The organism is Curtobacterium sp. MCLR17_007, assembly GCF_003234655.2.
GTDB lineage: Bacteria > Actinomycetota > Actinomycetes > Actinomycetales > Microbacteriaceae > Curtobacterium.
Window position 1 is genome coordinate 3,629,418 of sequence record NZ_CP126271.1, and the last position, 21,239, is coordinate 3,650,656.

At 72.8% G+C, this 21,239-nt stretch carries 28 protein-coding genes; 15 read left to right on the forward strand and 13 right to left on the reverse strand.

Features of this window, described 5'->3' with window-relative positions; genetic code table 11:
• Positions 1-29 precede the first annotated feature (29 nt).
• From DEJ13_RS17195 to DEJ13_RS17205, 3 genes are all read left to right on the forward strand, one after another.
• Entirely contained in the window at positions 30-908 is an 879-nt protein-coding gene (locus DEJ13_RS17195; protein WP_056121139.1) for an aldo/keto reductase, read from the forward strand.
• Between the two features lie 193 nt (positions 909-1,101).
• Positions 1,102-2,088 carry an aldo/keto reductase gene (locus tag DEJ13_RS17200; protein ID WP_056121137.1) on the forward strand — a complete coding sequence of 329 codons (987 nt, stop codon included), beginning with the start codon at positions 1,102-1,104 and terminating at the stop codon, positions 2,086-2,088.
• A 138-nt stretch (positions 2,089-2,226) separates the two neighbouring features.
• Positions 2,227-3,048, forward strand: a complete 822-nt coding sequence (locus DEJ13_RS17205) for an SGNH/GDSL hydrolase family protein (RefSeq protein WP_056121135.1) — start codon at positions 2,227-2,229, stop codon at positions 3,046-3,048.
• Positions 3,049-3,065: 17 nt separating this feature from the next.
• Here the strand turns inward: DEJ13_RS17205 and DEJ13_RS17210 are convergent, their stop codons facing one another.
• The gene (locus DEJ13_RS17210) at positions 3,066-3,551 is read right to left on the reverse strand and encodes a DUF4126 family protein (protein ID WP_056121133.1); all 486 of its coding nucleotides are present in this window, start codon (positions 3,549-3,551) and stop codon (positions 3,066-3,068) included.
• 79 nt (positions 3,552-3,630) lie between these two features.
• Here DEJ13_RS17210 and DEJ13_RS17215 point away from each other — a divergent pair, with 79 nt between their 5' ends.
• Both DEJ13_RS17215 and DEJ13_RS17220 read left to right on the forward strand, forming a co-directional pair.
• A complete protein-coding gene (locus tag DEJ13_RS17215) occupies positions 3,631-4,176 on the forward strand; it encodes a hypothetical protein (RefSeq protein ID WP_162241693.1) in 546 nt (181 codons plus the stop codon).
• 9 nt (positions 4,177-4,185) lie between these two features.
• Entirely contained in the window at positions 4,186-4,977 is a 792-nt protein-coding gene (locus tag DEJ13_RS17220; protein WP_111106048.1) for an SDR family NAD(P)-dependent oxidoreductase, read from the forward strand.
• A gap of 61 nt (positions 4,978-5,038) precedes the next feature.
• On the opposite strand, the gene DEJ13_RS17225 is transcribed toward DEJ13_RS17220, so the two are convergent.
• The gene (locus DEJ13_RS17225; protein WP_111106049.1) at positions 5,039-5,743 is read right to left on the reverse strand and encodes an SDR family oxidoreductase; all 705 of its coding nucleotides are present in this window, start codon (positions 5,741-5,743) and stop codon (positions 5,039-5,041) included.
• Positions 5,744-5,821: 78 nt separating this feature from the next.
• Here DEJ13_RS17225 and DEJ13_RS17230 point away from each other — a divergent pair, with 78 nt between their 5' ends.
• Positions 5,822-6,205, forward strand: a complete 384-nt coding sequence (locus tag DEJ13_RS17230; RefSeq protein WP_258374024.1) for a MerR family transcriptional regulator — start codon at positions 5,822-5,824, stop codon at positions 6,203-6,205.
• Positions 6,206-6,208: 3 nt separating this feature from the next.
• Here the strand turns inward: DEJ13_RS17230 and DEJ13_RS17235 are convergent, their stop codons facing one another.
• The 4 genes from DEJ13_RS17235 to DEJ13_RS17250 are packed head-to-tail and all read right to left on the reverse strand — an operon-like array spanning position 6,209 to position 8,860.
• Positions 6,209-6,820 (reverse strand): DUF2238 domain-containing protein, encoded by a 612-nt coding sequence (locus DEJ13_RS17235; RefSeq protein WP_111106050.1) that lies wholly within the window; start codon positions 6,818-6,820, stop codon positions 6,209-6,211.
• Positions 6,821-7,636 (reverse strand): endonuclease/exonuclease/phosphatase family protein, encoded by an 816-nt coding sequence (locus DEJ13_RS17240; protein ID WP_111106051.1) that lies wholly within the window; start codon positions 7,634-7,636, stop codon positions 6,821-6,823.
• On the reverse strand, positions 7,633-8,445 hold the full coding sequence (locus tag DEJ13_RS17245) for a glycosyltransferase family 2 protein (protein ID WP_111106052.1): 813 nt from the start codon (positions 8,443-8,445) through the stop codon (positions 7,633-7,635). Before DEJ13_RS17245 ends, DEJ13_RS17240 begins: the two co-directional genes overlap by 4 nt.
• A gap of 34 nt (positions 8,446-8,479) precedes the next feature.
• Positions 8,480-8,860, reverse strand: a complete 381-nt coding sequence (locus DEJ13_RS17250; RefSeq protein ID WP_258374025.1) for a hypothetical protein — start codon at positions 8,858-8,860, stop codon at positions 8,480-8,482.
• Between the two features lie 92 nt (positions 8,861-8,952).
• Here DEJ13_RS17250 and DEJ13_RS17255 point away from each other — a divergent pair, with 92 nt between their 5' ends.
• On the forward strand, positions 8,953-9,453 hold the full coding sequence (locus DEJ13_RS17255; RefSeq protein ID WP_111106053.1) for an AAA family ATPase: 501 nt from the start codon (positions 8,953-8,955) through the stop codon (positions 9,451-9,453).
• Positions 9,454-9,540: 87 nt separating this feature from the next.
• Here DEJ13_RS17255 and DEJ13_RS17260 read toward each other — a convergent pair whose 3' ends face one another.
• Entirely contained in the window at positions 9,541-9,879 is a 339-nt protein-coding gene (locus DEJ13_RS17260) for a hypothetical protein (RefSeq protein WP_111106054.1), read from the reverse strand.
• A 56-nt stretch (positions 9,880-9,935) separates the two neighbouring features.
• Here DEJ13_RS17260 and DEJ13_RS17265 point away from each other — a divergent pair, with 56 nt between their 5' ends.
• The 3 genes from DEJ13_RS17265 to DEJ13_RS17275 are packed head-to-tail and all read left to right on the forward strand — an operon-like array spanning position 9,936 to position 12,132.
• A complete protein-coding gene (locus DEJ13_RS17265) occupies positions 9,936-10,496 on the forward strand; it encodes an MOSC domain-containing protein (protein ID WP_111106055.1) in 561 nt (186 codons plus the stop codon).
• A 2-nt stretch (positions 10,497-10,498) separates the two neighbouring features.
• The gene (locus DEJ13_RS17270; RefSeq protein ID WP_181436940.1) at positions 10,499-11,497 is read left to right on the forward strand and encodes a serine hydrolase domain-containing protein; all 999 of its coding nucleotides are present in this window, start codon (positions 10,499-10,501) and stop codon (positions 11,495-11,497) included.
• The gene (locus DEJ13_RS17275; protein WP_146245170.1) at positions 11,473-12,132 is read left to right on the forward strand and encodes an alpha/beta hydrolase; all 660 of its coding nucleotides are present in this window, start codon (positions 11,473-11,475) and stop codon (positions 12,130-12,132) included. Before DEJ13_RS17270 ends, DEJ13_RS17275 begins: the two co-directional genes overlap by 25 nt.
• Positions 12,133-12,159: 27 nt before the next feature.
• Here DEJ13_RS17275 and DEJ13_RS17280 read toward each other — a convergent pair whose 3' ends face one another.
• Both DEJ13_RS17280 and DEJ13_RS17285 read right to left on the reverse strand, forming a co-directional pair.
• Positions 12,160-12,522, reverse strand: a complete 363-nt coding sequence (locus tag DEJ13_RS17280; protein WP_111106058.1) for a hypothetical protein — start codon at positions 12,520-12,522, stop codon at positions 12,160-12,162.
• A 9-nt stretch (positions 12,523-12,531) separates the two neighbouring features.
• Entirely contained in the window at positions 12,532-12,984 is a 453-nt protein-coding gene (locus DEJ13_RS17285; RefSeq protein WP_111106059.1) for a MarR family winged helix-turn-helix transcriptional regulator, read from the reverse strand.
• 119 nt (positions 12,985-13,103) lie between these two features.
• Here DEJ13_RS17285 and DEJ13_RS17290 point away from each other — a divergent pair, with 119 nt between their 5' ends.
• A complete protein-coding gene (locus DEJ13_RS17290) occupies positions 13,104-14,312 on the forward strand; it encodes an FAD-dependent monooxygenase (protein WP_111106060.1) in 1,209 nt (402 codons plus the stop codon).
• On the opposite strand, the gene DEJ13_RS17295 is transcribed toward DEJ13_RS17290, so the two are convergent.
• Entirely contained in the window at positions 14,313-14,861 is a 549-nt protein-coding gene (locus tag DEJ13_RS17295; RefSeq protein ID WP_111106061.1) for a TetR/AcrR family transcriptional regulator, read from the reverse strand.
• 65 nt (positions 14,862-14,926) lie between these two features.
• Between DEJ13_RS17295 and DEJ13_RS17300 the strand changes: the two genes are divergently transcribed.
• Positions 14,927-15,895, forward strand: coding sequence for an SDR family NAD(P)-dependent oxidoreductase (locus tag DEJ13_RS17300; protein WP_111106062.1), 969 nt, complete (start codon positions 14,927-14,929; stop codon positions 15,893-15,895).
• Positions 15,896-15,955: 60 nt separating this feature from the next.
• Positions 15,956-16,936, forward strand: a complete 981-nt coding sequence (locus DEJ13_RS17305; protein WP_111106063.1) for an NAD-dependent epimerase/dehydratase family protein — start codon at positions 15,956-15,958, stop codon at positions 16,934-16,936.
• Positions 16,937-16,966: 30 nt separating this feature from the next.
• Here DEJ13_RS17305 and DEJ13_RS17310 read toward each other — a convergent pair whose 3' ends face one another.
• The gene (locus DEJ13_RS17310) at positions 16,967-17,944 is read right to left on the reverse strand and encodes an SDR family NAD(P)-dependent oxidoreductase (protein ID WP_111106064.1); all 978 of its coding nucleotides are present in this window, start codon (positions 17,942-17,944) and stop codon (positions 16,967-16,969) included.
• Between the two features lie 34 nt (positions 17,945-17,978).
• Complete coding sequence (locus DEJ13_RS17315; RefSeq protein ID WP_111106065.1) at positions 17,979-18,887, reverse strand: alpha/beta hydrolase family protein; 909 nt, start codon at positions 18,885-18,887, stop codon at positions 17,979-17,981.
• A gap of 131 nt (positions 18,888-19,018) precedes the next feature.
• Between DEJ13_RS17315 and DEJ13_RS17320 the strand changes: the two genes are divergently transcribed.
• Entirely contained in the window at positions 19,019-19,627 is a 609-nt protein-coding gene (locus tag DEJ13_RS17320; protein ID WP_111106066.1) for a TetR/AcrR family transcriptional regulator, read from the forward strand.
• A 24-nt stretch (positions 19,628-19,651) separates the two neighbouring features.
• Here DEJ13_RS17320 and DEJ13_RS17325 read toward each other — a convergent pair whose 3' ends face one another.
• A complete protein-coding gene (locus DEJ13_RS17325; RefSeq protein WP_111106067.1) occupies positions 19,652-20,509 on the reverse strand; it encodes a phosphatase PAP2 family protein in 858 nt (285 codons plus the stop codon).
• Between the two features lie 89 nt (positions 20,510-20,598).
• Here DEJ13_RS17325 and DEJ13_RS17330 point away from each other — a divergent pair, with 89 nt between their 5' ends.
• Entirely contained in the window at positions 20,599-21,186 is a 588-nt protein-coding gene (locus tag DEJ13_RS17330) for a DUF1349 domain-containing protein (protein ID WP_111106068.1), read from the forward strand.
• The last annotated feature ends 53 nt before the right edge of the window (positions 21,187-21,239 follow it).

The following is a 21,239-nucleotide window of genomic DNA, read 5'->3' on the forward strand; positions in this document are numbered from 1 at the left end:
CACCCGCCATCGCGGCGTAGACCGGGTCCATGACCAACTCCGATACCACGACCCGTCCCGCAGACGCCTCCGGCACGTTCCGCATCGGTGGCGACCTCGAGGTCAACCGCCTCGGCTACGGCACCATGCAGCTCACCGGCCCCGGGGTGTGGGGACCGCCGAAGGACCACGACGAAGCCGTCCGCGTGCTCAAGCGCGCCGTCGAGCTCGGGGTGAACTTCTTCGACACCGCCGACTCGTACGGCCCCTACGTCGCCGAGGAGCTCCTCAAGGAGGCCCTGCACCCGTACGGCGACGACGTCGTCATCGCGACCAAGGCCGGCCTGACGCGGACCGGACCCAACAAGTGGCCGCCGGTCGGCCGTCCCGAGTACCTGCGCCAGGAGGCCGAGATGAGCCTCCGGCGCCTGGGGCTCGAGCGCATCGACCTGTTCCAGCTGCACCGCATCGACCCGAAGGTCCCGCTCGAGGACCAGGTCGGCGAGCTGAAGAAGCTGCAGGACGAGGGCAAGATCCGCCACATCGGCCTGTCCGAGGTCTCGGTCGACGACGTCAAGGCCGCGCAGGAGATCGCCACCATCGTCTCCGTGCAGAACCTCTACAACCTGCAGAAGCGCGACGCCGAGGAGCTCCTCGACTGGTCCACCGAGCAGGGCATCGGCTTCATCCCGTGGTTCCCGCTCGCCACCGGCGGACTGACGGGCGACCGCTCCCCGCTGACCGATCTGGCGCAGCGCAAGGGCGCGACCCCGGCACAGCTCGCCCTGGCGTGGCTGCTCAAGCGCTCGCCGGTCATGCTGCCCATCCCGGGCACGTCGAGCGTCGACCACCTCGAGGACAACCTCGCCGGTGCGACGATCGAGCTGACCGACGACGAGTTCGAGGAGCTGTCCGGCCTGGGCAAGTGACGCGACCGGGCCCCGCTGGCGGCGGTGGTTCCCGGATCGAGCGGTGACGAATCCGGTTCGCGATCCTGCGGGATCCCGGACCGGATTCGTCATCTGACAAAAGCGATGGCCGCCATCGCCCGCGCAGCAGCCCGGCCGAGCCCCTCCGCCGGCCTGGTCCACCGCCAGGGCGCGGGCGACTACCGTCGACAGCATGCAGCGACGCCCCCTGGCCAGCACCGGCCGCGAAGTCTCCGTCATCGGTCTCGGCACGTGGCAGTTCGGTGGTGACTGGGGGCCCGTCTCCGACGAGGACGCCTTCGCCGTGATGGACGCCTCCGCCGACGCCGGTGTGACCCTGTTCGACACCGCCGACGTCTACGGCGACGGCGAGAGCGAGCAGCGCATCGGCCGTTGGCTCAGGGCCAACGCGGACTCCGGGGTGACGGTCACGACGAAGATGGGCCGCCGCGCGGACCAGGTCCCGGAGAACTACGTCGCGGCGAACTTCCGCGAGTGGGTCGACCGGTCGCGGACGAACCTGCAGCAGGACACGCTCGACCTGGTTCAGCTGCACTGCCCGCCGTCCGTGGTGTTCGCGGACGACGCGGTGTACGACGCCCTCGACGCCCTGATCGCGGACCAGTCGATCGCCGCGTACGGCGTCAGTGTCGAGACCGCCGAACAGGCCCTGACCGCGATCGCCCATCCCGGTGTGGCCAGCGTGCAGATCATCCTCAATGCGTTCCGCCTCAAGCCGCTCGACGCCGTCCTGCCCGCAGCCCGTGAGGCCGGTGTCGCCGTCCTGGCCCGTGTGCCGCTGGCGTCGGGACTGCTCTCCGGCAAGTACACGACCGACACCGAGTTCGCCCCGCAGGACCACCGAACGTACAACCGGCACGGCGAGGCCTTCGACCAGGGCGAGACCTTCAGCGGCGTCCCGTTCGAGGACGGTGTCCGCGCGGCGCAGGAGTTCGCGGCGTCCCTGCCGTCAGGTGTGTCCGTCCCGCAGGCCGCGCTCGCGTGGATCGTCGCGCAGGACGGCGTCACCGCGGCGATCCCGGGTGCGCGCAACGCCGACCAGGCCCGCTCGAACGCCGAGGCCGGCTCGCTCGACCTCGACTCCGTGCCCGGCCTCGACAGCACGGTGAACGACCTGTACGACCGCTGGTTCCGCGCGACGGTGCACGAGCGCTGGTGACCTACGGCCTGAGCTCCTCCCAGCGTCGGCTCCGAGGGGCTTCAGGCAGCAGGCGTGGTTCCCACCGGTCCCACGGCTGACCGGCCCGGTGCGGGCCTACGGTGATCCCGCAGCTGCAGGACACCCGGGAGGACCGCCATGCGTCCGCGTCACATCGTCACCGTCGCGTCACTGGTCGCGGCCCTCGTCGCGGTCCCCGCCGTCGTCGTCCTCGCGTCGCACCCGGTGGTCACGACCACCGCCACCGCCGAGGCGGCACGCATCGCCGCGGCCCAGATCCGCGAGCTCCGGCACACGCCGAACCAGGTCCTCACCGGCGTCGTCGGCGCGGACGTCCGTGGTGCGGTGACGTTCGCGTACGCCGGGGACTCGATCACGGCCCGCCCGGGTTCGTGGCTCCGTGACCTCGCGAGCGACCCGACCGGCTCGGGTACCGGCGTGCACGCGCTCGGCGGCTACGCGCACAGCGGGTACCGCTCCGACCAGGTCCTGGCGCGGATGCCCGCCGTCCCCGGGGCGGACGTGCTGGTCGTCGAGCTCGGCACCAACGACGTGAACCAGGGCGTGCCGACCGACCGCATCGTGCGCACCATCGACACCCTCGTCGAGCGGCAGGGCACGCCGCACGTGCTGCTGGTCGCCGCTCCGCCGTCGAACCACACCACGAGCCTGTGGGGCGTCGACCGTCGGACCGGCAACCGGGTGCTCGACCGAGCCCTGGCGACGGACGCCCACGCGCACGGCTGGTCCTACGCCGACCCGTTCGCCGGCGACCGCGAGCCCGACGACTCCTGGGCGCCCGGCACGACGGCGGACGGCATCCACCCGACGACCGCGGCGAACGTCCGGATCGCCGGCGCGTTCGCCACGGCGATCCGCACGGCGTCGGGATCGTCGGGGACCGGCGCCCCCGCAGTCAGCGAGACCGCCGTCAGCGACACCACGGTCACCACGCGCTGAGCGTCAGCGCGAGGTCGTCAGCGCGAGGTGAGGACCTTCTGCGTGCCGGCGATCACCGCGGCGTCCTCGGCGAGCGCCACGAGCGGGTCGTGCAGGCCGGTGGTCTTCCCGACGGCCTTGCGCGCGGCCAGGCCCACGAAGCTGCCGATGACCGCGCCGACCGCGCCGAGCACGGCACCCTCGACACGGCGGTCGCGCCTGCCGGTCGTCCCGATGGCGAGCCCGACGACGGCTCCGGACGCTGCCCGGCCGATCAGCCCGGTGGCGGCGGTGCGGTTCGGGGTCATCGGGAGCTTGTCGCCGATGATCTCGCCGACCGCGGCAGCGACCAGCAGCCCGCGGCCGAGCGGCGTGCGGAACACCGCCCAGTCCTGCCACGACCCGGACAGCTGCGACTGGTCCCGGTTGAGTGCCAGCAGTGCGAGCGGGGTCGCGCTGCGGCCGCCGGTCAGGATCCCGAGCAGCAGTGCCTTGGTGCCGGTGTGCTTGGTGTGCTTCGCCATCGTGTGTCTCTCCTCGTACAGGTCCAGTCCGACGCTACGCGCACGCCTCGACGCCAGCTGGAGGGTGTAGCAATGTGCCGTGCATGTGGGCGTGATCGACGAGGCCGGACGGCTCCGACTGCTCGGCGCCGCGATCGCGGGGGCCGCGTTCGCGGTCGTCCTGGTGATGCTCGTGCTGTCGTCGTGGACCACGGCGACGACCGGCGTGCTCGTGTCCGTCGGCATCCCCGCCGCGGTCGTCGGAGGTGCGATCGGCGTCGCGCTGACACTGCGGTCCTGGCGGCTCGAGGGCGGCTACGAACGTGCGACGGTCGCGCAGCGGTGGGTCTCCGACGGCGAGGTCCCGGTCGACGTGCCCGCCACCGAGTGGATCCCGCTCGTCCAGGCGCAGGCCGAACGCCAGCTCGCCGGCTGGGGGAAGATCGTGCTCAGCGTGTTCTGGATCGCGATGACATGGTCGATGCGCGCGCAGCACGGCATGCTCATCACCCTGCTGCTCACCGGCCTGTGGGTGGGGCTCGGCCTCTGGAGCGCCGTCGTGGTCATCCCGCGGGCGCGGGCAGCTGCGGCGATGCTCAGGCGTCCGTTCGTCACCGAGCCGGATGGTCCGGTCACGTCCGTGTAGGCAGGGTGCATGACACCCCCGAAGCACCCGTTCCGTTCCCGTCGCGCCCTGGTCACCGGTGCCAGCGGTGGCATCGGCGAGGCCATCGCGGTCGGCCTGGCGCGCGCCGGCAGCGACGTGGTCCTGGTCGCCAGGTCCGCTGACGCGCTCGAAGCGGTCGCGGCGCGGATCCGGCGTGACCACCGGGTGCGGACCGAGGTCCTCGTGGCCGACCTGGCGACTGACGACGGGGTCGACCACGTCGTCGAGGCCATGCGGGGGACCCGCGTCGACATCGTGGTCGCGAACGCCGGGGTCGGCGCGCACGGAGACTTCGTCGACGCCACGGACGAGCGGAACCGGACGCAGATCGCGCTCAACTGCACCGCGCTGACCCGGATGGTGCACGCGTTCCTGCCCGCCATGCTCGAGCGTCGGGTCGGCGGTGTCATGACGATCGCGTCGACCGCGTCGTTCCAGCCGACGCCGGGCATGGCCGTCTACGGGGCGACCAAGGCCTTCGTGCTGTCGTTCACCGAGGCCGTCTGGCAGGAGACGCTCGGCTCGGGCGTCCGGGTCCTGGCACTCTGCCCCGGTCCCACAGAGACGGGCTTCTTCGACGCGGCCGGTGGCGGCGACGTCATGACGAGCGGGCGGCAGACCGCCGACCAGGTCGCCGCGGTCGGCCTGCGCGCCTTCGCCCGTGCCGGGGGCCCGACGGTGGTGTCGGGGCTCGGCAACACCGTGATCGCGAACGCGCACCGGTTCGTGCCGCGTGCCCTGATGGCGCGGATGTCCGCGAAGGTGACGGCCGAGCACTGAACCCGGCCACGGCCGGACGGGAGGCCCGGTGCGGGCCCGCACCGGGCCTCCCGTCCGGTGGTCAGGCCGTGAACTGCCGGTAGAAGGCGGCGGGGTCGGCCGCCAGGGCCGCCTTCGCGGCGGCGCTCCAGTCGTCGACGACGACCTCGAGCGCGTCGCGCTCGACCCCGTCGAGCGACGCCCGTGCCACGTCGGCCGGGTCGACCTTGGGGCCCTCATAGCCCGCCATCATGTCGGTGTCGGCCGCACCCAGGTGCAGCCCCTGCATGCTGATGCCCTTCGGCGCGAGTTCCAGGCGCAGGGCGTTCGTCATGTTCCACGCCGCCGCCTTGGCGATCGCGTAACTGCCCGAGCCGGGGTACGCGAACCACGACAGCGCCGACAGGACGTTCACGATGCCGCCGCCCCCGTTGCGCTCGATGACGGGTGCGAAGGCCCGGGTCATCGCGAGCGTGCCCCACACGTGCGTGTCGAGTTCATGCCGCAGGTCGTCCAGGTCGTCGGTCAGCAGCGCCGACTGCGAGGTGATGCCGGCGTTGTTGACCAGCAGCGTGACGTCGCCGGCGCGCTCCGCGACGGCGTCGACGGAGGCCTGGTCGGTGATGTCGAGGGGCAGGACCTCGACGCCGGGGACGTCGACGAGCTCGGGCCGGCGAGCGGTCGCGTAGACCTTCGCGGCACCGCGCTCGAGCAGCTCCGTGACGAAACGGCGACCGATGCCGCGGTTCGACCCGGTGACGAGTGCGACCGATCCGGTGATGTCCATGGTGTCCTTCCGTCGCGCGGGCCTCTCCCGCGACGACGGACGTACGCTAGGACCTCACATGGACGTCAGGGGCAAGTCGTGATCGACGAACGGATGCGCATCGGGGACCTCGCCGCACGGGCGGGCGTCAGCGTGCGGTCGCTGCGGTACTACGAGGAACAGGGGCTGCTCGTCGCCGACCGGACAGCGGCGGGGCAGCGCACGTACGACGACGCCGCCGTCGAGCGGGTCCGCCTGGTGCAGCAGCTCTACGCCGCCGGGTTGTCCAGCCGGACGATCGCGCAGCTGCTGCCGTGCGTGGACGCGGGTGTCGCCACGCCGGAGAGCTTCGCGCTGCTGACCGACGAGCGCGACCGGATCACGGCGCAGATGGCCGAGCTGCGCGCCGCGCGTGACCGGCTCGACGAGGTCATCAGCATCAGCGAGCACCCGACGCCGGAGCACTGCCCGGCGCTGCGCTGACCGTCAGCGGCGGGAGCGACCCGGGTCGACGACGCGCCGGTCCGCGGCGCTCGAGCGCACGGCGAAGCCCGCCGCGACGGCGCCCGCCGTGTCCGCAGCGAGGTCGCCGATCGTGTCGTCGTAGCCGACGAAGATCGACGAGTCGAGGTACGTGTGCCCGACCCACTCGCACATCTCCCACACGCCACCGATCGCCAGCCCGGCCGTCCCCGCCAGCACCACGACGGCGACCAGCGGCATCCGCCGGACGTCGGGGAGCACCCGGACGTCGGAGCCGATCACGACGACCAGGATGCTCAGCGCGCCGATGAGCAGGAAGTGGATGATCTTGTCCCAGAGGAACACGGTCGTGTACCACTCCAGGACGCTGCTCCAGCCGGCCACCAGTGCCAGCAGGCAGAGCGCGGTGTCGAAGGCCGGACGCAGGCCCAGGATGCGCGGGACGACGACGCCGAGCATCGTCAGCGACATCACCGCGAAAGCGATCGGGCCCCAGCCGACGGCCGCGACGGGGATGCTCACGAGCGTCAGTGCCCGGAGCACGTCGGCCACGTACTCGGCGCCGTGGGGACGACGCAGGAAGGTCGGGCCGGCGGTGGTGACGATGCTGGTCACTCAGGTCTCCCAACGAATGACGGCATGGACGGGGAGGTGGTCGGAGGGCCAGGTGCCCGACGGCCGCAGCGTGGAGATCGACACGCTGTCGACGGCCGGACGGGCCCCGGCGGCGCCGCGGACCAGGATCCGGTCGAGGCGGGGACCGCCGGGCTTCGGCTGTCGGTAGGCCGCGTACGTGCCGACGCTCGCCGGACGCCGCTCCGCGGGCATCAGGTCCCAGGTGTCCTCGAGCCCCGCCGCCGTCAGCACCCGGGCGGACGCCGAGCGCTCCCCGGCGTTCCAGTCGGCCATGACCACCGCGGGCAGCCCGGCGGCGTGCACCTGCCGCCCGAGCAGCCGCGCGGAGCGGACCTGCGCGAGCGGGGAGAACGGGTCGACGTGGGTCGCGACGGCCAGGAACGCCGTGTCCGACACGAGGTCGTGCAGGCCGACCAGCACGGCGATCCGCGGGAAGGGCGCTCCCCACGCCCGGGAGCCGATCCGGGTCGGGTCCAGCGCGAGTGCGATCGTGCGGGTGTCGCCGACCCGCAGCCGCTCGGTGTCGACGAAGAACCCCACGTGCTCGCCACCGCCGGCCGCACTGCGGTCGGCGACCACCGGGGCCCACCGTGACCCGAGTGCGGTGGCGAGGTGCTGCACCTGGGCGGACACGGCCTCCTGGACGGCCAGCAGGTGCGGTGCCTCGGACCGGACCAGTTCGGCGACGGCCGGGGCGCGACGGGTCCAGGCGTCCGGGTGCCCACGCCGCAGGTGCGGCATCGGCCGGCGCACGTTGAACGTCATGCAGTGCAGACCGGGGTGGTCGACCGTCACCGCTGCACCGGCACGGCATCGCTCGGCTGCGGTGCTCGATGCGGGGCCGCTCGACGGACGACCGGCACCGGGCGCGTGCCGACGAGTGCTCGCCGCATGATGCGGGCGGGGGAGAACGCCCGCATGCCGGACACCCAGAACGTGCGGGCGGCCTTCCGGGTCCGGACGACCAGTCCCCACGGATCCTGCACGGGCGTGCCCGACACCGACGCGACGAGCCCGGTGTCGAGCACCGTGCGCCAGGTCGGGTCGAACTGGATCGACAGGTCGACGTCGTCGTGGACCATCGGGTCCTCACGGTGGACGCGGTGCCGGATCGCCAGCCAGGCGGTGCGCCGCATGAACATGTTCGAGCCGAACAGCGGCGGGCGTCCGAGCGCCCCGGTCATCAGCGTGAAGTACGCCCGCATGTAGGCGACGTCCCAGAACCGTCCGGCGCCCGTGCCCAGTCCGCGGAAGTGCCCGGGACCGGTCACGGCCGTGACGAGCGGGTCGGCGAACCAGGCCGTCCCGCGGGCGATCCAGTCCGCCGGCAGGACCGAGTCGGAGTCGACACGGGCGATCAGGTCGCCGCGGGCGGCGTCGTACCCGTGGCTCGTGGCGGCACCGATCCCCCGCAGTGGCTCGTGCAGCACCGTCGCACCGGCCGCCCGTGCCACCGCGGCGCTGCCGTCGGAGCTGCCGTTGTCGACGACGACGACCTCGTCCGGCCGGCGGGTCTGCCCGGCGAGGGACGCCAGGCAGGCGGTGAGCTGGTCCGCGTCGTCGAGGACCGGGATCACGACGGTCACGGTCAGCGGGGAGTGCATGCACCCACCCAACCAAGAGGGTGCTGAGCACCGGTCACCCTTCGGTACGCGCGTGGTGTTCGGACGGCGTCCCCGGGTCGCCCTCGGGGTCAGCGCCGATGTCCGTCAGGTCGTCCCGGGTGTCGGCGTGCACCGGCTCGCTGTGCCCGAAGGTGCGTGCTGCTGCGCGCAGCCGGGCGACGAACTCGTCGTTCTCCATCTCGAGCTCGTCCTCGTCCGCGTCCTCGACGACCACCTCGCTCGCCGGTCCGATCAGGATCTTCGTCGTCGTCATGGTGCCGTCGTGCGCGACCGCCGGGACGGCGACGGTGTCGGCTCGGTCGCCCCCCGCGAGCGCCGCGGCGTACTCGATCACGGCGTCGGCGACGTCGTCCCCGGTCAGGATCTTCGAGCCGTCGTAGTTGATGTGCTTCATGGGTCTCCCTTCGCGGCCAGTGAAGCGTGCTCCGCCGGGACGGGCGCCCAGGAGGGACGGATCACGCGGACGGAGGCCGGTACGGTCGGGGCATGGGCCGACGCAACGTCCTGGTCGAGGGGGTCTCCGGCAGCGGGAAGTCATCCGTCTGCCGTGAGCTCCGGCGTCGTGGACACGATGCGGTGGACGGCGACCGCGAGCTCGCGTACCAGGGCGACCCCGTGACGGGTCGCGTGGTCGATGGCGTGACCGGCACGGACGTGCACCGCCACCACCTGTGGGACGTCGGACGCGTTCGCGCGCTGGTCGCTGATGACGCGACGCCGGTCACGTTCTTCTGCGGGGGATCCCGGAACGTCGGGGCGTTCATCGACCTGTTCGACACCGTGTTCGTGCTGACGATCGACCTCGACACGCTGCGGAGCCGGCTCGACCAGCGTGCCGCGGACGACTGGGCGGGGCGGGGGAGGACGGCGGAGCGGGCGATGGTCGAGGAGCTGCATGCGTCCGGTGCGGACACTCCGGCCGGGACGCCCGTCGACGCCACGCGGCCCCTGCACGTCGTGGTCGACGAGATCCTGCGGCGCTGCTGATCCCGCGCGCTGTGGTCCGTGCTGCTGTGCCGTGATCCGTGCTGTGGTCCGTGCCGTGGTCCGTGCTGCGATCCGTGCTGGGGTCCGTCAGGCGTGCGGGTCGTCGTCGGCTCCTGGGGAACCTGTCAGTCGCTGACGGAAGACCCAGACGCCCACACCGGTCATGACGCCACCGGACGCTGCCGCGACGAGGAACGCCAGGCCCGCCAGCACGTGGCCGCCGGTGAGCAGGACCACCCCGATCAGCGCGGCCGCCCCTACGAAGAGCGCGGCGAGCACGAAGGTGACGACGGTGCTGCGCGGCGTGGCGTTCTGCGCGAGCCAGGTGTCCCGTACCCAGTTCGGGTCCCGCGCCCGCCAGACGAGGCCGACCGTGGTGCCGAGCAGCACCACGATGCTCGCGAGGAGCAGGACCAGCGCCGCCATGCCCGAACCCTACCCGGACCGTTGAGTGTCGCTCGTGGATGCGCCAGGATCGGACCATGGTCGGGGAACAGGGAGACGGGCCGCGCGTCGTCGCGGTGAGCAGGGACGGCGAGCACCGGTTCAGCAAACCGCTCGTCGACGAGGTCGTCCTGGTCGAGGGATGGGGCATCGAGGGCGACGCCCATGCGGGGACGACCGTGCAGCACCGCTCCCGCGTGGCCCGCGACCCCTCGCAGCCGAACCTGCGCCAGGTGCACCTGATCCACGCCGAGGTCTTCGACGAGGTCGCCGCTGCCGGCTTCCACGTCGAGCCGGGGCAGATGGGCGAGAACGTCACGACGCGGGGGGTCGACCTGCTCGGCCTGCCCACCGGTACCGTGCTGCACCTCGGTGACTCCGCCCGGGTCCAGGTGACGGGGCTGCGGAACCCGTGTCAGCAGATCAACGACTTCGAGCCGGGGCTGTTGCGCGCGGTGCTCGGCCGGGCCGACGACGGCTCCGTCGAACGCAAGGGCGGCGTGATGAGCATCGTCCTGGCCGGTGGGACCGTGCGGCCCGGCGACGGCATCCGCGTCGAGCTGCCCGCTGGCGAACCGCAGCCGCTGCAACCGGTGTGAGCGTGCGGATCGCCGACCTCGCCGATGACCCGCCGGCCTGGTCCGGCACACTGCTGGTCGCGCGCGGGTCGGACAGGGCCGAGTGGGGTCCGACGGACGAGCGGTACCAGGCGGGCTCGATCAGCAAGCACCTGATGTCGGTCGTGGTCCTCTCCCTGGTGGGCCGCGGTGTGCTCGACCTGGACGCCCCCATCGCTCGCTGGGTGCCGACGCTCCCAGCGCACCTGGGACCGGTGACGCTCCGGCAGCTCCTGAGTCAGACCTCCGGGATCGGACACTGGGGGCAGATCCCCGGGCTCCCGCCGCTCCTCGAGGTCCCACCGCCGCGGGACGAGCTCGTCGCCATGGTCGTGTCCGCACCGCCGACGTCCGCGCCCGGGGAGCGCTGGCGGTACAGCTCGCCGGCGTTCCTGGTCGTCGCGCTCGTGGTCGAGGCCGCGACCGGCAGCGGGTACTCCGACCTCGTGACCGAGATCGTGCTCGGGCCCGCCGCGATGACGTCCACGACCTCCGGACGTTCCCCCCTCGGCGATCCGTCCGTCGCGGTCGGCCACCGGGACGGACAGGTGCTCGAACCCCACCCGGCGTTCGCGGCACTCCCGGGCAGCGGCGACCTGTGGACGACGACCGAGGACCTGCTGCGCTACAGCCGGGCGCTGCGCGGGGGAGCCCTGCTCCGCCCGGACCTCGCGTCACAGCTGTGGCAGCAGCACGCACCGATGGAGCAGGCCGACGCCGTCGAGCGCCCGACCGCGGCGTGGGCCTACGGGTTCGGGACGTTCCTCGGACGGGTGCTGGGGCAGGACGCCTGGTTCGTGCCCGGCGACAACCCCGGGTACCAGTCCCTGCTGGCATACCTCCCGGCAACGGACACCGACGTCGTCGTGCTGAGCAACGAGGAGTCCGGCGTCGACACCGTGCTCGGGCACCTGACGCTGCGGTGGACCTCGTCCGCGCGGATGACCATGATCGACCTGTGCCCACATCCACCAGCCTCGTGACCTCCGACGACGGGCACACGTTCGCGTGCGTCGACGGTTCGGGGGCCCCGGGACCGACCTGGGTCCTGCTGCACGGGTCGGACGGCAGCGAGCTCGACCTGCTCCCGCTCGCGGAGCGCCTCGCCCCGTCGGCCACGAAGATCGCTCCACGCGGCACGGTCAGGACGACCGGCGGGTGGGCGCACTTCCGTCGGAGGGCGGACCTGTACCCGGTCGAGGAGGACCTGACGGCTCGGATCGAGCCGCTCATGTCCCTCGTCACCGCGGCGCAGGCCGGCTCGCACACCGCGGTGCCGGGTCGCGCGGTCGTCATGGGCTTCTCGAACGGCGCGATCATGGCGGCGGCGCTGCTCGAACGACATCCCGAACGGTTCGCGGCGGGCATCCTCCTCCGCCCGCGAGCACCGTTCCGTGCCGATCCGGCTCCCGCGGCGTCGTCGATGCCGGTCCTGCTGCTCGAGGGGCGCGACGACGCCAGGCGGACTCGCGACGACGGGCTCATCGTCGCCGACCGCCTCCGGAGCGGCGGTGCTGCGGTGACGCACCTGGTCCTGCCCGTCACGCACCGCGTCACCCGGTCGGACGAACGAGCCGCCAGCGACTGGCTCTCCGAGCTGCCCGCTGACGCCCCCTGACGAACCGGAGCCAGAGCGCCCCTCCGGCTAGCGCTTCTCGTCGACCAGGGCGACGAAGCGGCTGCCGATGCCCTCGACCTCGTGCCGGGTGAAGCCCGCGACCGGGTCGGGCGCCTGGTACGGCGCGTGGTAGTCGCACATCAGGTGGTCCCAGTCGGGCCACCACTTCTTCGGACGAGCCGTCTCGGCGTACCCGCAGACCACGCACTCCAGCTGCACCCAGACCTTCTTGGAACCCGTCCGGTTGGCCCGGGACTGCACGAGCCACGCGGGCGGGTCCTGCTCGATCGCCTGGAGTTCGGCCTCGCTGAGTCGCGAGGGGATCCCGTGGTGGGTCGCCATCTCGAGGGGGATGTCGAGCCGCACGGCGGCGTCGCGTCGGGAGAGCATCCGGCCAGCCTAGGTTCTGTCGCCGGGCACCGCGTGCCGAGTGGCCTCGTCGTACACCCCGAGCAGGCGGTCGAGGAAGGACTGCACGACGGCGCGGTCGGCGCTGCTCAGATCGCTGATCAGGGACTCGACACCCGAGATCAGGGGGGCGACGAGTGCTTCCGCCCTGGCCGCTGACTCGGCGCCGGGGGTGATGACGACCTTCCGGCCGTCCTGCGGGTGCGGCTCGCGGTCGACGTGCCCCGCTCGCTCGAGCCGTTGCACCACGAGCGACAGGGCAGCCGTCGAGATGTCGAGCCGGTCCGCGAGCTCGGTCGGCGTCGAGGGGCCCGACGTCAGCAGGTGGTCCATGGCCCGGAGCCCGTTGTCGTCGACCGCGAGCTCGCGCACGAGGTGCCGCTCGAACGCCTGCTGCCGGACGGCGATCTGCTGCACACGGGCTCGCAGGTCGTCGTCGGGCATCGGGCGACCGTCGCGACGCGCACGCCGCCGGTCATCTCGGTCCGAGGGGTTCTGCTCATGCACGACGCCGATGATACCCGTGTAGATTGCCAATCTCATTGACAATTCACGGAGGCACCATGGCTCGTCGCGCACTCATCTCGGGCGCCAGCATCGCCGGGCCCACCCTGGCGTACTGGCTCCACCGGTACGGATGGGAGACGACGGTCGTCGAACGTGCCCCGGAACTCCGGCTCGGCGGCCAGAACGTCGACGTCCGCGGAGCCGGGCGCGAGGTCGCACGGCGGATGGGCGTCGAGGACGACATCCGCGCGGCCACCACCGGCGAGGTCGGCACCCGCTTCGTGGGCCGCAACGGCGTGACCAGCGCCGAGTTCCCCGCGGGGACGTCCGACAGCGGTGGGGCCACCGCGGAGCTCGAGATCCTGCGCGGCGACCTCGCGGCGCTGCTCGTGCAGCGCACCGCGGGCGACACCGAGTACCGGTACGGCGACCGGGTCACCGCCGTGCACGACGATGCCGCGGACGGCATCGCCGTCTCGTTCGAGCACGGTCAGGAGGAACGGTTCGACCTGGTCGTGGCGGCCGACGGTCTGCGGTCCAGCACCCGGGATCTGGTCTTCGGCGACGAAGCCGAGATCCGCCCGCTCGGCCTCGAGACCTCGTGGGCCACGATCCCGCGCACGGCGACGGACGACGACTGGTGGCGCTGGTACTCGGCACCGGGCGGCCGGTCCGTCACGCTCCGACCCGACCCGCACGGGACGATCCGCGCGGCGCTGTCCGTCGTGACCCCGCGGGACCGGGCCACGACGCAGCGGCGGCGTTCGCCCGACGAGCAGCGCGCTCACCTGCGTGACGTCTTCACGGGTGCGGGCTGGGAGACCGAGCGGGTCCTCGACGCGATCGACCTGGCCGACGACCTGTACTTCGAGTCGATCGCGCAGGTCCGGGCGCCGCGGTGGTCCTCCGGCCGTGTCGCGCTGCTCGGCGACGCCGCGTACTGCGCGTCACCCGTCAGTGGCATGGGCACGAGCCTGTCCCTCGCCGGGGCCTACGTCCTCGCCGGGGAGATCGCCGCACACGTCGACCTGCGCGATGCCTTCGGCGGGTACGAGCGTGTGATGCGCCCCTGGGTCGAGCGGGCGCAGCAGCTCCCGCCGGGGACCCCACGGCTGGCGAACCCCGTCACCCGCGCCGGCGTGACGGCGTTCGGCCTGGCGGTGCGGGTCGGGGCGTCGCCGGTCGCCGGCAGGATCGCCGGTCACCTGTTCACCCCACCCGCCGAGGCCATCGACCTGCCCGACTACCGGCACCTGGAGCGCTGATCATCGCACCAGCAGGCCGATCGCCGACGCGAGCCGCTCGCGGTGGGCGTCGCGGGTCCGCACCTGGTGCTTCAGCCCCACCGACACGCTGCACAGGGTCCGTGCGACGGCCGGTGCGTCGTCAGCGTGGCCGGTCAGAGCCGCGGTGAGCATGGCCTCGAACACCGCCGGCGCCTGGCGCACGCTGTCGTCGACCAGGTCCTGGTTGTCCTCGAGCACCGCCGGGACGTCGTGCACCATCCCGCCCACGTAGCGCCCGGCCCACCGGTCGAACGCCTCGAGCACGCGCTCGTCGACGGGGCGTCCGGCGTCGCCCAGGATCTGCTCGATGGCTGTCAGGTCGCGCGACAGCACGTGGGTGGCTGCTTCGCGGAACAGGGCCTGCTTCGACGCGAACAGGAAGTACAGCCCGGGTCGCGAGATCCGCGCCGCGCGTGCGACGGCGTCCATCGAGGTGGCGCGGTAGCCGGTGCGGGCGAACACGTCGAGTGCGGTCTCGAGCACGGCATGACGGCGACCGGTGTCCGCGGGTGCCGTGGTGTCGCTCATGCGATCGACCCTACCGCGCGGGAGACGCACTAGACAGTTCTTGTTCAGCGTGTACAGTCAGCTGCATGACCGACACCCGCATCCACACCCGGTTCGACGCCGGGTCCACGGCCGCCGACGTGCTCGTCGACGTGGACCTCACCGGCCTCCGTGCGGTCGTCACCGGCGCCTCGTCCGGTCTCGGCGTGGAGACGGCTCGTGCCCTCACTGCCGCCGGCGCCACCGTCACGCTCGCGGTGCGGGACACGACCGCCGGCGCGACCGTGGCCGAGGCGATCGCGCGGGAGACCGGACGACAGCCGGACGTCCGCGTGCTCGACCTGGCCGATCGCGGTTCCGTCGCCGGCTTCGTCGACGGGTGGACGGAGCCCCTGCACCTGCTCGTGAACAACGCCGGCGTGGTCACGTCCGGACTCGAGCGGACGGTCGACGGCCGCGAGCTGCAGTTCGCGACGAACCACCTGGGTCACCACGCCCTCGCCCGAGGTCTGCGTGCGGCACTCGCCACCGGCGCGGCCGAACGCGACGGTGCCCGCGTCGTCGTCCTGAGTTCCACCGCGCACATGCGTGCCGGGGTCGACTTCGACGACCTCGACTTCACCCGGCGCGACTACGACCCCCAGATCGCCTACGCGCAGGCGAAGACCGCGAACGTCCTGTTCACGGTTGCGGCCACCCGGCGCTGGGCCGACGACGGCATCGTCGCGAACGCCGTGAACCCCGGCGGCATCGTGACCGGGCTCCAGCGGAACTTCAGTGCGGCGCAACGGGCGTCGCTCGCAGCCGCCGAGGCCGCCGGTGCGTTCGCGTACAAGTCGGTGGAGCAGGGTGCCGCGACGACGATGGTCGCCGCGGTCGCGCCCGAGTTCGCCCACACCGGAGGGCACTACCTGGACGACGGCAACGAGGCGTACACGGTCCCGGACACCGCGACGCTCGTCGAGCACCCGCACGGGGTCAAGGCGTGGGCGCTCGACCCCGAGGCGGCCGAACGCCTGTGGGCGGTGTCGGACGAGCTGACCGCAGCGAGCTGACCGCATCCGCCCAGAGCGGACACGAGCCCGCCGCGTGCGCGTGGACGATTGACTGGCTAGATGCGGGCTCTGGTGCTGGGTGGGACGGGATGGCTGGGACGCGCGGTCGTGCGCGACATGCTCGCCGCGGGGACGGACGTCACCTGTCTGACGCGGGGGACGTCCGGCGAGGTGCCCGAGGGAGCGCACCTCGTCCGGGCGGACCGTCAGGCATCCGGGGCGTACGACGGTGTTCGTGGGGACTGGGACGACATCGTCGAGCTCTCGGCCGACCCGGACCTGGTCGAGCCGGCCCTGGACGCCCTCGCCGACCGGGCCGCGCACTGGACACTCGTGTCGACCGTCTCGGTGTACACCCGCAACGACCAGCCCGACGCCGACGAGACCGCGACCCTGGTCGAGCCACGCGACCTGACGCAGTACGCGGACGCGAAGGTCAGCGCCGAGCGCAGCAGCGCCGCCCGTCTGGGCTCCCGGCTGCTGATCGGCCGCCCGGGTCTGGTCGTCGGGCCGGGGGACCCGAGCGACCGGTTCGGCTACTGGCCGGCGCGGCTGAGCCTGGGTGGACGGGTCCTGTCGCCGACGACCGCGGGGCGCTTCGTCCAGGTCATCGACGTCGGTGACCTGGCCGCCTGGATCGGCCACGCCGGTCGCACCGGGCAGACGGGCGTCGTGAACGCGGTCGGCCCGGCGGTCCCCCTGGTCGACTTCCTCCGGCAGGTGACGACGAGCACAGCCGGCCCCCCGCGCACAGCCGGCCACGACACCGAGCTGGTCGAGGTCGAGGACGACGTGCTCCTCGACCGTGACGTCCGCTACTGGGCCGGCCCCCGCTCCCTGCCCCTGTGGCTTCCGCGATCGGACGCCGCCTTCGCACAGCGCTCCGGTCGGGCCTTCGTGGCGACCGGCGGCCGGACCCGCCCCCTCGAGCCGACGGTGGCAGCCGTCCTGGCGGACGAGCGTGCCCGCGGGCTGACTCGGGCCCGACGCTCCGGCCTCACACCGGTCGAGGAGGACGCCGTCCTGCGCAGCCTGCGCTGACCTTCGGCGACACCCGGATGATCCGCACCGTCACGCCAGCAGCGCCTCGCTGAGCTGCCAGAGACGCCGCGCGTCGTCGGCATCGAGCATCGCCGAGTTCGCGTCCGACGGGACGCTGTCGGCGGTGAGCGGTCGGACCTCGTCGTCGATCACCGCCACGTCGCTGTCCTTCAGGTAGACGCCCCCGACACCGTCGAGCAGCGGGCTCGCCGCACCGAAGACGAGCGTCGCCGCACCCTGCTCGATCGACTTCCAGCCGCGCTCCGGGTCGATGACCGTCCGCCCCTGCTCGTCCACGAGCCCCTGCTGACGGTAGGACGCGATCCGGCTCGCGTCGTGCGGCCCGGGCCCGATGACGACCCCGGGGTGTGCGGCGAACGCCCGGACACCCCGGCCGGCGTACCGACGGTCTAGCTCGACCGTGAACAGCACGTTCGCTCGCTTGGACTGCCCGTAGGCCGCACCCGCGTCGTAGCCGTGGGCGAACGCCGGGTCGTCCCACCGGATCTGGCCGAACCGCGCCGCGCCGGACGTGACGTTCAGGACCCGCGCACCCCGGGCCTCCAGGAGGGCGGGGAGCAGCGCCCGCGTGAGCTGGAAGTGGCCCAGGTGGGAGGTCGAGAACGACAGTTCGTTGCCGCGCGCGTCCACGCGGCGGTCCGGGGTGAACAGCACGGCGGCGTTGTTCACCAGGGCGTGGAGGGGACGGCCGGAGGCCGACCACCGTGCCGCGAAGGCGTCGATCGACGCCGGGTCGGTGAGGTCGAGCGGTTCCACGCGGACGTCGGGGATGCCGTCGAGCGCCGCGGCGGCGCGGTCGACGTCCCGCGATGCGACCGTGACCGCGGCGCCGGCCGCGGCGAGCGCCCTGGTGGCCTCGCGGCCCAGCCGGCCGTGGCCGCCGGTGATGACGACAGTGCGTCCGGTCAGGTCGACGCCGCGCAGGACGTCGGTGGCGGTGGCTGCGGCGGTGAAGCCGGTCCCGATGGGCTGCAGGTCGGTGGTCATGATGGTCCTGCTTCCGGTCGTGGGGGTTCGGTGGTCACTTCGGGTCGATGTGGCCGACGGGCTCGACGCCGGCGGCGATGAACGCGGACCAGGCACCGGCGTCGACGCCGAGTTCGGTCTGCAGGAACGCCGTGCTGGCTCGGCGGACCAGGTCGACGCGCTCGGGGCTCTCGTCCGTGGTGGCGGTGGAGTCGTAGTCCTGGATCCCGCCCAGCAGGTGCTCACCGCCGTGCACCGTGACCAGCGCCCGGGCGCCGGGGCTGTGGTGGAACACGTCGGTGAACCAGTCCGGGCCGCGCGTCGACAGCTGCGACTGGTCCTGGTCCCCGGCGACGACCAGGGACGGCGTGCGCAGCTGGCTGAAGTCGGGGCTCATGAACGCGAAGTGCTCGCGCGCGAAGGGGGTGAGGTCGTCCCCCGCGAGTCCCGTCGTCGAGAGGAGGACACCGGCACGGACGCGGTGGTCCGTGCGGTCGACGCCCGGGTGACCGTCGGCGTCGAGCACCCGCGCGCCGAGGAGCATCCCCACGGACTGCCCGCCCCACGAGTGTCCGACGACCGCCAAGCGCGCCGTGTCGACCCGGCTGGGCAGCCCCGGTACCGCGGTGAGCAGCACGTCGAGGTCGTCGATGACCCGTTCGAGGTCATCGACCCGGGTCGCCCAGATGGTCGGGTACCGGGGGTCGTCGAGCGTCAGCCCGTAGGCCTTCGCGTCGAGGAACGTGGGCTGCACGACGACGAAGCCGTTCGCCGTCCAGTGGTCGACGAGCGGGTCACCGCCGGTCATCGACTGGCCGAACCCGTGGGCGAAGACGATGACCGGCAGGTCGGTGCCGGTCACCGGGGCGGTGACGCGGACCTCGAGGTCATGGCCCCGTCCGGGCGCGGACAGGGCGACCGGGCGGACGCTGAGGATCTGGGGTCGGGTCGGGAGCGTGGACATGCGGGTCCTTCCTGGAGGCGGTGCTCACCGAAACGGAGCAACGTTCCGCAACGATACGGAACGCTGATCCGGATCGCAAGCGAAACGGAGCGATGTTCCGCTCCAGGCGGACAGCATGCGATGATCGACGCATGAGCACCCAGGCCAGCGAGGACACGGCACCCCGCCGCCGACGGGACGTCGCTCGCAACGAACAGACGATCCTCGACGCTGCCGCCACCGTGTTCACCAGGTCGGGTGTGGGCGCTCCGGTACGCGAGGTCGCCGCCGCGGCCGGCGTCGGCGTCGGCACGCTGTACCGGCACTTCCCGACCCGGTCCGACCTGGTCGTCGCGGTCTACCGGCACCAGATCCAGGCGCTGGCCGCAGCCGGCCCCGAGCTGCTGGAGTCCGCACCGACCCCGTTCGCCGCCGTGCTGCGGTGGGTGCACGGGTTCGTGGACTTCCTCGGCACCAAGCACGGGCTCGCGCGGGTGTGGGAGGGCGACGCCGACGGGTTCACCGCGCTGCACGCCCTGTTCGTCGACGAACTCGTGCCCGTGCTCGGACGGCTGCTCGACGCCGCGCGGGCGTCGGACGAGGTGGTCGCGGCGGCGTCCGCGTACGAGGTGCTCCGCGCCGTGGGGGACCTGGTGGCATGGAGCCCGCAGGACCCGGACTACGACGTGCGGCGCATGGTGACGCTGCTCGTCACGGGGTTGCGGCAGGAGCAGCCGGTGGTCGGGGCAGACCCGTCCTGACCCGCGGCGGACGCTTCCCCGACCTCAGGCGCCGGTGGTCACGCGGTCCGCGCGGTGGCGGGCACCGTCGTCGTCCTGCGTGCTGAGGTACAGGCGGTGGCTGGTGATGATCATCGACAGCCACCCCGCCCCCGTGACCCACCCCACCGCGACGTCGGTGAACCAGTGCGCACCGAGCAGGACCCGCGACAGGCCCACCGTCAGCGCGGTGCCGGCCGCCGTCCCGATCACGGCGACCTGCGGGCCGTCCCGCTCCTGTCGGAGAGCCATCAGGTAGGCGATCACGCCGAGGATCGTCGTCGCGTTCAGGGTGTGTCCGGACGGGAACGACGGGGACTTCTCGAAGGGCGGGATCGCATCGCGACGCCGCGGACGGTTGCGCTTGATCAGGTCCTTGCCGATCAGGGTCATCGCGAGCGAGCCGGCGCCCGCGGCGACGAGCAGGGTCGCCGGGCTCAGCCGACGGTCACGCACGGCGAAGCCCACGGCGGCCCCGATCGTCAGGACCGGCATCGCGACCGGGCCGAAGGCGTGCGCGATCCCGGCGGCGGCACCGTCGACGGCGGGGGACCGCAGGCGCTTCGCCCGCGCGAGTGCCGGTCCGTCCAGGCTCTCGATCCCGTCACGGCCGGTCACACCGTCGTAGATGTACGCCGCGGCGGCCGTCGCGGCGACCGCGATCCCGCCGCCGACCGCCAGGGTCGTGACGAGGGCCCGTCGGGCGCCGACGCGTTGCGCCAGGCTCCGGTGCCGCTCGGCCAGGCGCTTGCCGGCGCGGGAGCGCCACTCCGTGACGTCCCGCCGTCCGATCCGCCGGTCGTACCGCGTCGTGGCCGTCGGGGTCGAGTCCGAGGTCGGGGTCGAGGTGCCGGGGTCGGTCATGCGGCCAGTCTGACCCGCCCCGGTCGAGCACGGTCAGGAACGCGCTGCGGGTCCGTCCAGGTCGGCGAGCCGCCGGATACCGTCGACCCATGACCGACATCGACTGGACCACCGGCACCTGGACGAACGCTCCCACCCGAGTGGAGATCACCGACGACGGGATGCACGTCACCGCGGTCGAGGAGAGCGATGCCTGGCGCATCACCTCCTACGGCTTCGTGCACGACACCGAGCACGCGCTGCTCACACCGTTCGAGCAGGACACGGCGATGGAGGTCGCGTTCCACCTGGACTTCTCCGCCCAGTTCGACCAGGCCGGCATCTTCGTCAAGGTCGACGAGACCACGTGGACCAAGGCCGGCGTCGAGCGCAGCGACGGGGCGGACAGCCTCGGCGCCGTGGTCACCCGCGATGTGTCGGACTGGTCCCTCGCGCCCGTTCCCGGGTGGCACGGGCGGCTCGTCACCGTCCGCGCCAGCCGCTCCGGCGACGCGTTGACCATCCGTGCCCGGGTCGACGACGAGCCCTCGCGTCTGGTGCGGGTCGCCCCCCTCGACCCCGACGCCGCGGTGTCCGCGGGGCCGATGTGCTGCGCGCCGTCGCGGGCCGACCTCACCGTGCACTTCACGGCCTGGCGGACCGGCCCCGCAGACGCGAGCCTGCACCCGGACGACTGACGCGACCGCGCACCGGCGTGCAGGCAGTGCCGCTGGCATACTGACGACGTGAC

Excerpts from the sequence above, each read along its gene's own strand:
- DEJ13_RS17195 (WP_056121139.1), top strand. The coding sequence starts at position 30 with ATGACCAACTCCGATACCACGACCCGTCCCGCAGACGCCTCCGGCACG.
- DEJ13_RS17310 (WP_111106064.1), bottom strand. The coding sequence starts at position 17,944 with ATGACCACCGACCTGCAGCCCATCGGGACCGGCTTCACCGCCGCAGCC.
- DEJ13_RS17260 (WP_111106054.1), bottom strand. The coding sequence starts at position 9,879 with ATGGCGGCGCTGGTCCTGCTCCTCGCGAGCATCGTGGTGCTGCTCGGC.
- DEJ13_RS17280 (WP_111106058.1), bottom strand. The coding sequence starts at position 12,522 with ATGCTCTCCCGACGCGACGCCGCCGTGCGGCTCGACATCCCCCTCGAG.
- DEJ13_RS17305 (WP_111106063.1), top strand. The coding sequence starts at position 15,956 with ATGCGGGCTCTGGTGCTGGGTGGGACGGGATGGCTGGGACGCGCGGTC.
- DEJ13_RS17225 (WP_111106049.1), bottom strand. The coding sequence starts at position 5,743 with ATGGACATCACCGGATCGGTCGCACTCGTCACCGGGTCGAACCGCGGC.
- DEJ13_RS17300 (WP_111106062.1), top strand. The coding sequence starts at position 14,927 with ATGACCGACACCCGCATCCACACCCGGTTCGACGCCGGGTCCACGGCC.
- DEJ13_RS17220 (WP_111106048.1), top strand. The coding sequence starts at position 4,186 with ATGACACCCCCGAAGCACCCGTTCCGTTCCCGTCGCGCCCTGGTCACC.
- DEJ13_RS17210 (WP_056121133.1), bottom strand. The coding sequence starts at position 3,551 with ATGGCGAAGCACACCAAGCACACCGGCACCAAGGCACTGCTGCTCGGG.
- DEJ13_RS17200 (WP_056121137.1), top strand. The coding sequence starts at position 1,102 with ATGCAGCGACGCCCCCTGGCCAGCACCGGCCGCGAAGTCTCCGTCATC.
- DEJ13_RS17255 (WP_111106053.1), top strand. The coding sequence starts at position 8,953 with ATGGGCCGACGCAACGTCCTGGTCGAGGGGGTCTCCGGCAGCGGGAAG.
- DEJ13_RS17245 (WP_111106052.1), bottom strand. The coding sequence starts at position 8,445 with ATGCACTCCCCGCTGACCGTGACCGTCGTGATCCCGGTCCTCGACGAC.
- DEJ13_RS17330 (WP_111106068.1), top strand. The coding sequence starts at position 20,599 with ATGACCGACATCGACTGGACCACCGGCACCTGGACGAACGCTCCCACC.
- DEJ13_RS17290 (WP_111106060.1), top strand. The coding sequence starts at position 13,104 with ATGGCTCGTCGCGCACTCATCTCGGGCGCCAGCATCGCCGGGCCCACC.
- DEJ13_RS17205 (WP_056121135.1), top strand. The coding sequence starts at position 2,227 with ATGCGTCCGCGTCACATCGTCACCGTCGCGTCACTGGTCGCGGCCCTC.
- DEJ13_RS17285 (WP_111106059.1), bottom strand. The coding sequence starts at position 12,984 with ATGCCCGACGACGACCTGCGAGCCCGTGTGCAGCAGATCGCCGTCCGG.
- DEJ13_RS17315 (WP_111106065.1), bottom strand. The coding sequence starts at position 18,887 with ATGTCCACGCTCCCGACCCGACCCCAGATCCTCAGCGTCCGCCCGGTC.
- DEJ13_RS17295 (WP_111106061.1), bottom strand. The coding sequence starts at position 14,861 with ATGAGCGACACCACGGCACCCGCGGACACCGGTCGCCGTCATGCCGTG.
- DEJ13_RS17320 (WP_111106066.1), top strand. The coding sequence starts at position 19,019 with ATGAGCACCCAGGCCAGCGAGGACACGGCACCCCGCCGCCGACGGGAC.
- DEJ13_RS17250 (WP_258374025.1), bottom strand. The coding sequence starts at position 8,860 with ATGAAGCACATCAACTACGACGGCTCGAAGATCCTGACCGGGGACGAC.
- DEJ13_RS17265 (WP_111106055.1), top strand. The coding sequence starts at position 9,936 with ATGGTCGGGGAACAGGGAGACGGGCCGCGCGTCGTCGCGGTGAGCAGG.
- DEJ13_RS17325 (WP_111106067.1), bottom strand. The coding sequence starts at position 20,509 with ATGACCGACCCCGGCACCTCGACCCCGACCTCGGACTCGACCCCGACG.